We start from the raw sequence: 9,448 nt of genomic DNA on the forward strand, positions 1-9,448 counted from the left end.
TCCCCCCTTTCACAGTCGAGGTATAACGAATGGTTACGTCGGACGAAATACGGCGACATATCCGCCGCAAGGCAGCAGATTTGCCCGTAAGCCGGACTCTCTTGGGCGGATCAACCGCTCCTCCCGCAAGAACGCCGCAGGGCCTGCATCCGACAGGCATACAGCCAAGCAGCTCGCTTCCTGATTCAGAAACGGCAACGACTCCCACGCCAGCGCAATCGGCTCGTCGGTGCCATTCAGCACCGCCAGGTACCACGTATCGTCCAGCCTTCTCGCCATCACGGCCAATTCGCCGATCCGACTCTCCGGCAGTACAATCGTCTCGTGCCAGACGGTTGGCAGCGCACGGATGATATCAAGCGCAGGACGGCAGGAAGGCTCGTGCAGCAGATATTCCGGGTGCTCCGCAATCACCTGCAGCGGCGACGTAAATAGAATGCCGGTGGCAAGCTGGTGCGCATAGGTCGTGGGGCCCCGATTGGAGAAGCCGATCGGGGTGTAGTCTCCGTGTCCTGCCAGGAAGCGGGTGAACGGCAGCGCCGCATTATGGCTTGCGGTGATCGGCCCTTCGCTCATCCTGTTGAGCTCAAGCCCCCGAATGCCCTCCCTGCTGATTTCATTCGGATACGTCCGGGATTCGCCGGTGGGCTTGGAGATGCCATGGAAGTTGACCATAAGCTTCCGTTCCGCTGCCATCCGAAGCGCGGCGATCTCGAACGCAATCGAACCGAGATCCTCGCAATCGATAAAATCAATTTTGAACCCCGCAACGCCGGCGGCCTTTACTTGATCCATGAATTCGCGCATAACACGGTACTCATCCTGCGGATGATTCAGCTCCGTGGAGCGCTTCCAGACGAAGACACCGACGTTTTTGCCACCGGCATAATCAGTCAATTCCTTCAGTGCCCTCCACTTGTCTTCCCACAGTTCCCAGCCTTCATCCACCGTGGTGAACTCATACCCAAGCGCCTCCGCATGCTCGACCATCGCTTTCTCTTCCTGAAAGTTGCCCGTTCCCCTGCTCCACCAGCGCCAGACGGAGCGGCCAGGGCGAATATATGCCGTGTCCGCGAACAGCGTCGGATCAGGCGGCGGGTTCAAATTCGTCAGCAGGTCGCTATTGACCAGTCCGTTCAGATCCTTCGCAAGCATGGTTACGCGCCAAGGCGTCGTCACGTCACCTACGAGCCGAAAGCCGTTCGTCCCCTCCGTGAAGTGGGCTTTGACAATCCCGCCTCCTGCCGCCTCAAGCCGCATGCCGCTGTACGCATATAGCGCTGCCTCGCAAATCACGGCATAACCGAGAGCTTCAGGCAATTCAACAACAAGCGGCGTCCCTTGAATAGACCCCTGCGAAGAAACATGGTGCAGCGCATCGGTCGTTACGGCGATCCATTCCCCGGCATAACTCTTCAGCTTCCACTCATTGTTCCGCTCGAACATCCATGCCTTTGCCGCTGCGGGAAGCTGCCAGGAGGTGCTCTCCCCTTGAACGGTAGTCGGCCCCGCTCCCGGAATGATGTAGCGAAGCGCAAAGCCATCCTCATAAGCGCGTGCCTGTACCGTGTACGCTCTGCCTGATGCCGAGTGAATCACGGGCAACTGCAGCTCACGCCCTTCATGGACGGCTTCGCCGTGAACGCCGCGAGTCGGATATGTTTCGAATCGATCGGCCTGCGCCGCATCACCGAACGAAACGCCTTGGCCAAGATCATGTCCGTCTATCGTGACGCCAAGATCGGAAGCGGCAATGACCGTCCTGCCATGAAACGTCACCGCATATTGCAGCCTGCCACGTTCATTTATCGTGATATCCCCTACAACGGCGCCTTTAGGGCTTTGCAGCTGACAATGCGCCGCCGGCGAAGTGGATTTCCTCTGCATGTTCATTTGGCTCCTTATGGTGTATTAAAAAAAGATCGCGGGCGAAGGCCAATTCAGCTACTTCACCCACGAATCTCCAGCTAACCTTGATAACAACGAATCTCATAGATGCCAGCCGACGGATCTCCATTGGTCGCCTCAATCACGACGCGCAATGTATCGGTTTGAACCGATTGCGTAAGGGTATGCCGGCAATGGCGCTGGTAATTATCTTTCACTTGGAGAAGCTCCTGCCACCTGCCGTCCACATACGCTTCGATTCGATAATCCTTCGGACATTGCGGATCGCGATAGAACGGCGAATACCCGCGATATTCCCATAGAAGGCTGCCCGGGAACGTGATCTCGATTTGTCCGATCGATTGCTGCTCCTCCCATTTCAATTCCAGCCATTGCGGAAGCGCCTCTTTTGCATCCGAACGCCACAGGTTCGTGAACCGATAAGGCCGCGTTACGCCGCTGATGACATGCTCCGGGCTGTACGCGCGCTGCGGCGGATCTACGCGGAAGCTGCGGGTCGGACCGTTCCAATCCCGGCGCATCTTGCCCTCGCCCATTTCATACGCGCAAGTCTGGCCTGGCACGATGCCATTCCCGCAATGCCAGGCAACGTGGGGATTCGCCAGTAAATCCAATCGAACATAGGTCCCCGGCTTCAGACCATCATCCCCGCTCAGTTGCACATCCCAATCGATCCATTGGTAGTTCCCTGGCATGATTTCCAGCTCCGTAGCGGCCAGCGGCGGATTAGCGTCGCAGCGGTAGTCCCAAATATGATCCACGGGAATCATCTTCGCTTCCACGATTTGAGGGGTGTCGCTTAGATTGGTCACACAGACCGACACACGGTGCAGCACGTCCTCCGAAATCGCGATCCATTGCCCCTTTCGCTGACGGAGGATCTCATCTTGGTGACCGAGCTCGCCGGATGCTTGCAGCTCCGCCTTCACTTCCGAACCGCTGCACGAAGCTTGACTGCTAGCCGTAACGCGCGCCGTGCGCGCAAGATCCAGCTCGTCTTCGTTCGTCGCGTTCGGCAGGAAGCAGCCGTCGCGCAGCAGCGTCTGCTTCACTTCCCGGATCGCCTGGCTTGGAACATCCGCAAGCGATATGCCGTGCTTCAAGGCAATCGCAGCCGACGTCCCCACTGCCTGCCCAACCAGCGCGGTCGTCGCCATGACGCGTACCGTACCTAATGCGGCATGCGTCACGGATATATTCCGCCCGGCCATCATCAAATTATCGACATCCTTGGCAATCGCCGACCGCAGCGGGATACCGTAAGGGCCGCAGTAGCTTTTCACCATATAAGGGGATGTTTCATCATAGCCTTCCGAACTGGCATGCTCGCTGGTAGGCGCAAGAAGTCCCCCCGGCGTATGCAGATCAAGGAACCAGCCGCCGTATGCAATTTCATCCTCGAATACGGTTCGATTCAGCGGGTCGTGTTCCGTCATCAAATAGTGGCCCATAATTCTGCGGCTTTCCCGTTTGCCGGGCACTTGACCGATCCAATCAATCGCGTGATTCGCGGCCAGCTCTTTCGTAAGCGGATCCTTATTTTTGATCCAATCCCATATCCCTAACACATAGCGGGTGAGCTCATGGCGAATATCTTCATTTTCATTGATGGTGTGCCAAGGCATGCCGATTTCAATCCACCAGTAACCGCCTCGCATATCGTTCGGATTACGGCCCTGCTTATAGAAAAAATCCGGATTATCGAGCTTCGCGGCCCAATCCGGTGCCGTGAACGGAGCGGGGTAGCCCAAATCCTTCGTTTTAAAAAGAAGAGAACTCCCCATCACATCTCCGCTGGCCTGCAGCGGTGCGTGCGGCTCGTCGAATTCCTCGCTCGCTTCCGAACCCATCCGCCATTCGCAGCCTGCACGGTCTGCCACGATGCCGTCGCCCGTGCAATCGACGAATACATCCGCTTCGAGTTCAATCTCCATTTCCGTGTTCGCTACATACCCCACGACCGAAGCAATCTTTCGCTCATAGGCCATCCGCACGTCCAGAATGGTCGTATTTAGATAGAAGGTTAAATTGTCCGTTCGCTGCGCCAGATCATACATCGTCATATCCCACACGCTGTTCGTCCAGCCATTCTCAAATATCGGCTCGTGATTGCGCGCGCGTTCCTCAATCAATAATTCCGATATGATCCCGGTTTCCTTGGCGTACACATGAAAAGCCGCTGCGCCGTGAGGCGTCACTCTAACCTCGGACGAGCTGTTCCCGCCAAAGACAGGGCGATCCTGTACCAGGCATGTTTTGGCGCCATGTCTAGCCGAAGCAACCGCCGCGCAAAAACCCGCCAGGCCGCCTCCGCAAACGACAACATCGTACTTCTCCAGCTTTTTCCCCTTCTTACTCGCTGAATGATTGCCATCTGTTCTCGTATCGTTGAAGCCATTCCCCATATCTCTTCGTCTCCTTCTATCCAGCCGCATCTAACATTACTTGATGACAGCGTTTTCTTTTCCTCCTTTTCACTTTATCTTGAATGACTACGCATAAAAATAGCACCATTTTTGATTTGATGCCTTCATTTTGGCATCCCGGTGCATGCCGTTATTTCAACTTCGGAAGCTCATCCTTGGTTATCACATTCGATGCATGGTATACCGCTCGTATCTCTGCATCCGTATTGTACTCCACCCCGTTAATGGGCTCATACACCCATTCCGACCAGCCCATGGCGAAAGCCCATTTGGGCTGTGCCGCCAGAACGCTCGGACTCGGTAATTTGGCGCATTCGCCGATGGCGATCGGCTTGCCGCCGGCTACGGTTAGAGCCGCATTATACTTCGCCGTCGTGAAGAAGTCCGGATTATAGATGTCCAGCGCGAAGATGTCCCAGTAAGAACTGCCGGGGTTGTAAGAGCTCCAGGAGGACACGAACTTGTCCGAACTTTCCAGATCCTGCATATCCCACACCCAGATCAGATTTGTTAGGCCTTTGGTATTCACCAGATAATCGCGCGTCAGTCGGTACAACGCCGCCGTTCCATTGGTCCCCGGTCTGCCCGCCCACCAGAAGACGCTTTGGTTCATTTCGTGGAAGGGTCTGAAAAGAACCGTGACTCCGCCGTCTTCCAGCTGCTGCAGATAGCCGGCATACGTGTCCAGACGCTTTTTCCACGCCGTATTCAGCGTGCCTCCATTGGTAATGAGCGTGGACCACTGCGAATCAGACAGCTCGCTCACCACGCCGCCATCCCAGCTCCCCACGTCCGACTGCGTTGGTGGCGTGACATGCATCATCAGCTGCACGATGGCCCCATTCGCCCACTGCTTCTTCGCTTCGTCGATCATCGTTTGCCGATTGCTCACATCGCTGGAGGAGAAGAGGAAGTCACCGCTCCAGAGAGCCGGGGTTTTACCCGTAATACCAATAATGGCGTTCGTGTATTTCGCCGGATCGGAATTGGGCTCCCGGTTGTGTTCGCCGATGACCGTACCCGTTCGGCCTGTTCCCTTGAGGTAATCCAGAACGCCAACCGTATTAGCGGCAGCGCTTCCATAAACTTCAAACTCCCAGATCGAGAAGCCGTACGCGGTGGCGCGCTTGATCCCGAACATCTTCACGTATCGGGCGGTTACAGCCGGAAAGGAAATCGAGCTGGTCCCACCGGTCGCGTTATAGTTCTCGTATCGCGTCGTCCATGTCACATTATCCGTGGAGGTTTGGATCTGAAACTGGGTCGCATAGGCTGCCTCCCATTTGATCAGCACGCTCGATACGGTTTGAGGAGATCCCAGGTCAACGATAAAGTTCTGGTTGTCCGCAAACCCCGAAGACCATCTCGTATTGCCATTCGCATCCACCGCGTTGGATCCCGGATGGGCGGATTCGGAAGAAGATACCGTAACCGGTCGGCCGTAGGCTAGATTGATATCGGCCGCAGTCGATGGTGATGGCGTGAAATAAACGAGCAGGCTGAACAACATAGAGAGGATCAACATCCATTTAACAGCTTGAGCTTGACGTGCAATTTTCATCATCATTCCTCGCTTTTTTCGTCATTTTTTTAACCTTCAAATCTGGCTCGGCTGATGCGCGAAGCCTCCAACCACTCCTTCCGGTTTTTTGTATTCGCTTACATTTCAATATTCTAAACAAATGATCTTCACGTGTAAATATGTTAAATTAAATAAATTTATACTTGTTTACACGAAAATTTAACTTTAGAGAAAAGTCGCGTTTATTAAAGAGACACGGCAGCAGTTTTGTTTCCTCTACGGACCTCTGCCCGGTTAAACACAAAAAATGCTTACCGATGGAAAACCAAAGGTAAGCATTCATTGCAAATCCACATGCCGATCCCTATCGGAATCCGCCGACAACGAATATGAGCGTCTGCGTAACGCCGTCGTTATACGTGCCGAGCACAACATTGCGATATTCCTACCCGTTCAACAACCCCGTGCTTTTCTCCTCACTTCGGATCGTCTGGATGATGGTTGAATCTCGTATTGGTGTTCATACGGTCGATCCGCTCCATGTCTTCTTCGGCCAAGATGAAATCGAAAATATTCGCATTTTCAGTCAACCTGGCAGCCGTGGACGTTTTCGGAATGACGACTACGCCTTTCTGCAGCTCCCAGCGGAGAACGATCTGTGCTGCCGTCTTCTTGTACTTGTTGCTTAATTCCGCTAGGGTCGGATGATCGAGACGCCCCTGCATGAGCGGGAAGTACGCCGTCACCTGGATCCCCTTCGATTGGCAGTACGCGAGCAGCTCGGGCTGGCTCAGCAGCGGATGGTACTCATACTGGTTGACCATCGGAACGATTTCGCAGTCGGCGAGCAGGTCCTCCAGATGATGGATCAAGAAGTTGCTGACCCCGATCGCCCGAACAAGGCCGTCGCGGTACAGCTTCTCGAATGCCCGCCACGTCTCTTTGTATTTGCCCTGAATCGCCCAGTGGACCAAGTACAGATCGAGCACCTCAAGACCGAGTTTCTCCATGCTGCGGTCAAAGGCGCGGAGCGTCTTCTCGTACCCCTGATCCGTATTGAACAATTTGGTCGTGATGAATAATTCCTCGCGCGGTACTCCGCTCTGCCGGATGGCGCGGCCGACGCTTGCTTCATTGCCATATACGCTGGCCGTATCAATGCTTCTGTAACCGGCACGGATGGCCTCTGCGACAATCTCGACCGTTGCCTCCGGATTCGCGCCCGCTCCCATGCTGCCGAAACCTAGCCACGGCATTCGAACCCCGTTCTGTAACACGGCGCAATCTTCGATCCTAACGACCATTTAATTATCCCCTCTCCATTGTCCATCCGTTAGCGGCAGACTGGTGCGTGAATAGCTCATCATCGAACTGCAAGCCGAATCCCGGCAAGGACGGGATGAGCATCGTCCCCTCACGGATCTGATAAGCGGAAGCGTCCATGCCCCCGATCGTAATGTCATCCCATTCCACGAACTGAAACCCAGCGATACTCGGCGCTAGATGACCGGATACATAAATCCCGTAAGCGTTGCCATAACAATGCGGCGCGGTGCGCAGCCCATGCTCATCGAGCTTCCTGCCGAGCTCCAGCCAGAATGTAAACCCTGGATGAATGATATCGTACTGGAGAACATCGACGAACCCCTTAACCGCCCAATCGACGAGAAACGGAGAGGCAAGACCTTCGCCGTCCGCGATCAGCACCTGCTGGTTCCGCTCGGCCAGCCAGGACTTGAGATCCGCATATAGCGCATCATCTTCGTGGAACGCTTCTTCCAGCCAATAAAGGTTCACATCGCTCAGCGCGCCAAGCACTTCCTTGGCCAAGTTCAAGTTGTAGGCGTTGTTCGCGTCAATCATGAGTTTTCCTGCCGGTCCTGCAACTTCACTGATCCCTCGGACGATGGCGATATCGCGCTTGGTCCCTTCCAAGAGCGGCATATGTCTGCCCCCGCGGCCAACCTTGATTTTGAAGTGGCGGTGTCCCTTGGCGTACCCTTCCTGCGCTTCCTCCTGCAGCAGCTTCACCGCATCGCGCTCATCCGGCAGATGGAGATCGTCGAAGTACAGCGACGTGTCATAACACGGCACGCTCAGCTGCTCGCCCGGAGACAGCGGCTGTTCGGAGACCAGCTCATAGACAGGCTTGTTCCTCCTGCGCCCCAGCCAATCGAGCAGCGGATATTCCAGAGCGAGCCTGAACGGATTTAGCACGAGCCCTTCCCCATCAACAAAGGCGCCAAGCGGCTGCCCGACGACGGATTGCGCCTCTTCTCTCGATAAGGTAGAAGAACCATATCCGGTCTGGCCATCGATGGTGAGCCGAACAATATTTACTTCGCAATGCTTCCCATGCACGCCGATCCGTCCGTTCGCCCCCGCGAGGCGGGCCCGCTCTCCGTACAGCTTGGCAAATTCGATTTTTTCGATAACCGCGCCTAACTCGGCTTCCGACAGCTGCATGCCATCTCCTCCTGTTCCTATACAGCGTTGCTTGAGTTAGTTAAATAACGAATTAATTCGTTAATTGACTATATTCTAAAATCTCACTCTCGATTCGTCAATCCTTCCACGGAACCAAGGACGATAATTGAAGGTATCCCTCCTTTTTGTTAGAATATAAACTAACTAAACGAGGTGAATCTATGCTTTCCCTATCCACCGATGAACAATCGCTGCTCGTCTATGAAGCGCTTGCTTCCAAACCGCGGCTCGCGATTCTCCGAATGGTCGCCGAGCAGCCGCTCAGCGTCAAAGAGATCGCCGACCGACTCTCTTTCTCATCTGCGACGGTGACGGTTCATATCCGCAAGCTGGAGGAAGCCGGGCTGCTGTTGTGCCGGGCTGCCCCGGGCAAACACGGGCAGCAGAAGATTTGCTCGCTCACCCACGCGCAGTTCGAGGGTCGGTTCGACAAGCAGCGGCATGCCGATCATTCGTACACCTGCTCCATCAGAGTCGGACACTACACCGACTACGCGATCAAGCCGACCTGCGGATTGGCTGCATCGTCGGGATTTATCGGGCAGATCGACGATCCGCGTTATTTTTCGGATCCGTTGCATTTTAATGCGGACGTCATCTGGTTCGGCGAAGGGTACGTCGAATACCGCATTCCTAATTATCTGCTCAAGTACCAGCAGTTGGAGCGGCTTGAGATCTCGCTCGAGATGTGCTCCGAAGCGCCTGGCGCCAACGAAAACTGGCCATCCGACATTTTCTTCGAGCTGAACCGCCGCCACGTCGGAACGTGGACCTGCCCCGGGGACTTCGGAGACAAACGCGGGGCGCTCAACCCGGACTGGTGGCCACGGATCAACAAGACGCAATACGGCCTGCTGAAGATTATCACCATTAATGAAGAAGGCTCCTTTATCGACGGCTTGCCGCTGTCGGGCGTGACGATCCGCGATCTCGACCTCGCCTACGGCGCAGACATCCCGCTGCGGATCGGCGTCGCCCCGGACGCCCGCCACGTCGGCGGCGTGACGCTATTCGGGCAGCAGTTCGGCAACTACAACCAGAATATCGAAGTCGAATTCCGCTGCAAACCATCGGGCGCGCCGCCGCGCTGAGCAGCCGATTTTCG

At 55.3% G+C, this 9,448-nt stretch carries 6 protein-coding genes; 1 reads left to right on the forward strand and 5 read right to left on the reverse strand.

What is annotated here, in order from left to right; translation table 11 throughout:
- Positions 1 to 33: 33 nt before the first annotated feature.
- The 5 genes from BCM02_RS11010 to BCM02_RS11030 all read right to left on the reverse strand — a co-directional run bounded on the left by BCM02_RS11010 (position 34) and on the right by BCM02_RS11030 (position 8,322).
- Complete coding sequence (locus tag BCM02_RS11010; protein ID WP_187434148.1) at positions 34 to 1,887, reverse strand: glycoside hydrolase family 97 protein; 1,854 nt, start codon at positions 1,885 to 1,887, stop codon at positions 34 to 36.
- Between the two features lie 80 nt (positions 1,888 to 1,967).
- Positions 1,968 to 4,313 (reverse strand): FAD-dependent oxidoreductase, encoded by a 2,346-nt coding sequence (locus BCM02_RS11015; protein WP_148929114.1) that lies wholly within the window; start codon positions 4,311 to 4,313, stop codon positions 1,968 to 1,970.
- Between the two features lie 151 nt (positions 4,314 to 4,464).
- Positions 4,465 to 5,895 (reverse strand): glycosyl hydrolase, encoded by a 1,431-nt coding sequence (locus BCM02_RS11020; protein ID WP_222870997.1) that lies wholly within the window; start codon positions 5,893 to 5,895, stop codon positions 4,465 to 4,467.
- 437 nt (positions 5,896 to 6,332) lie between these two features.
- Positions 6,333 to 7,160: an aldo/keto reductase gene (locus tag BCM02_RS11025; protein ID WP_148929115.1), complete on the reverse strand. Its 828-nt coding sequence runs from the start codon at positions 7,158 to 7,160 to the stop codon at positions 6,333 to 6,335.
- Positions 7,161 to 7,164: 4 nt separating this feature from the next.
- Entirely contained in the window at positions 7,165 to 8,322 is a 1,158-nt protein-coding gene (locus tag BCM02_RS11030) for an enolase C-terminal domain-like protein (RefSeq protein WP_148929116.1), read from the reverse strand.
- A 182-nt stretch (positions 8,323 to 8,504) separates the two neighbouring features.
- Between BCM02_RS11030 and BCM02_RS11035 the strand changes: the two genes are divergently transcribed.
- Positions 8,505 to 9,434 carry an ArsR/SmtB family transcription factor gene (locus BCM02_RS11035; RefSeq protein WP_148929117.1) on the forward strand — a complete coding sequence of 310 codons (930 nt, stop codon included), beginning with the start codon at positions 8,505 to 8,507 and terminating at the stop codon, positions 9,432 to 9,434.
- Positions 9,435 to 9,448: the final 14 nt, after the last annotated feature.

It is taken from the genome of Paenibacillus methanolicus, assembly GCF_008124765.1.
GTDB classification, from domain to species: Bacteria; Bacillota; Bacilli; order Paenibacillales; family Paenibacillaceae; genus Paenibacillus_Z; species Paenibacillus_Z methanolicus.

Coding starts and splice junctions, on each gene's coding strand:
- BCM02_RS11015 (WP_148929114.1), bottom strand. CDS start 4,313: ATGGGGAATGGCTTCAACGATACGAGAACAGATGGCAATCATTCAGCG.
- BCM02_RS11025 (WP_148929115.1), bottom strand. CDS start 7,160: ATGGTCGTTAGGATCGAAGATTGCGCCGTGTTACAGAACGGGGTTCGA.
- BCM02_RS11035 (WP_148929117.1), top strand. CDS start 8,505: ATGCTTTCCCTATCCACCGATGAACAATCGCTGCTCGTCTATGAAGCG.
- BCM02_RS11020 (WP_222870997.1), bottom strand. CDS start 5,895: ATGAAAATTGCACGTCAAGCTCAAGCTGTTAAATGGATGTTGATCCTC.
- BCM02_RS11030 (WP_148929116.1), bottom strand. CDS start 8,322: ATGCAGCTGTCGGAAGCCGAGTTAGGCGCGGTTATCGAAAAAATCGAA.
- BCM02_RS11010 (WP_187434148.1), bottom strand. CDS start 1,887: ATGCAGAGGAAATCCACTTCGCCGGCGGCGCATTGTCAGCTGCAAAGC.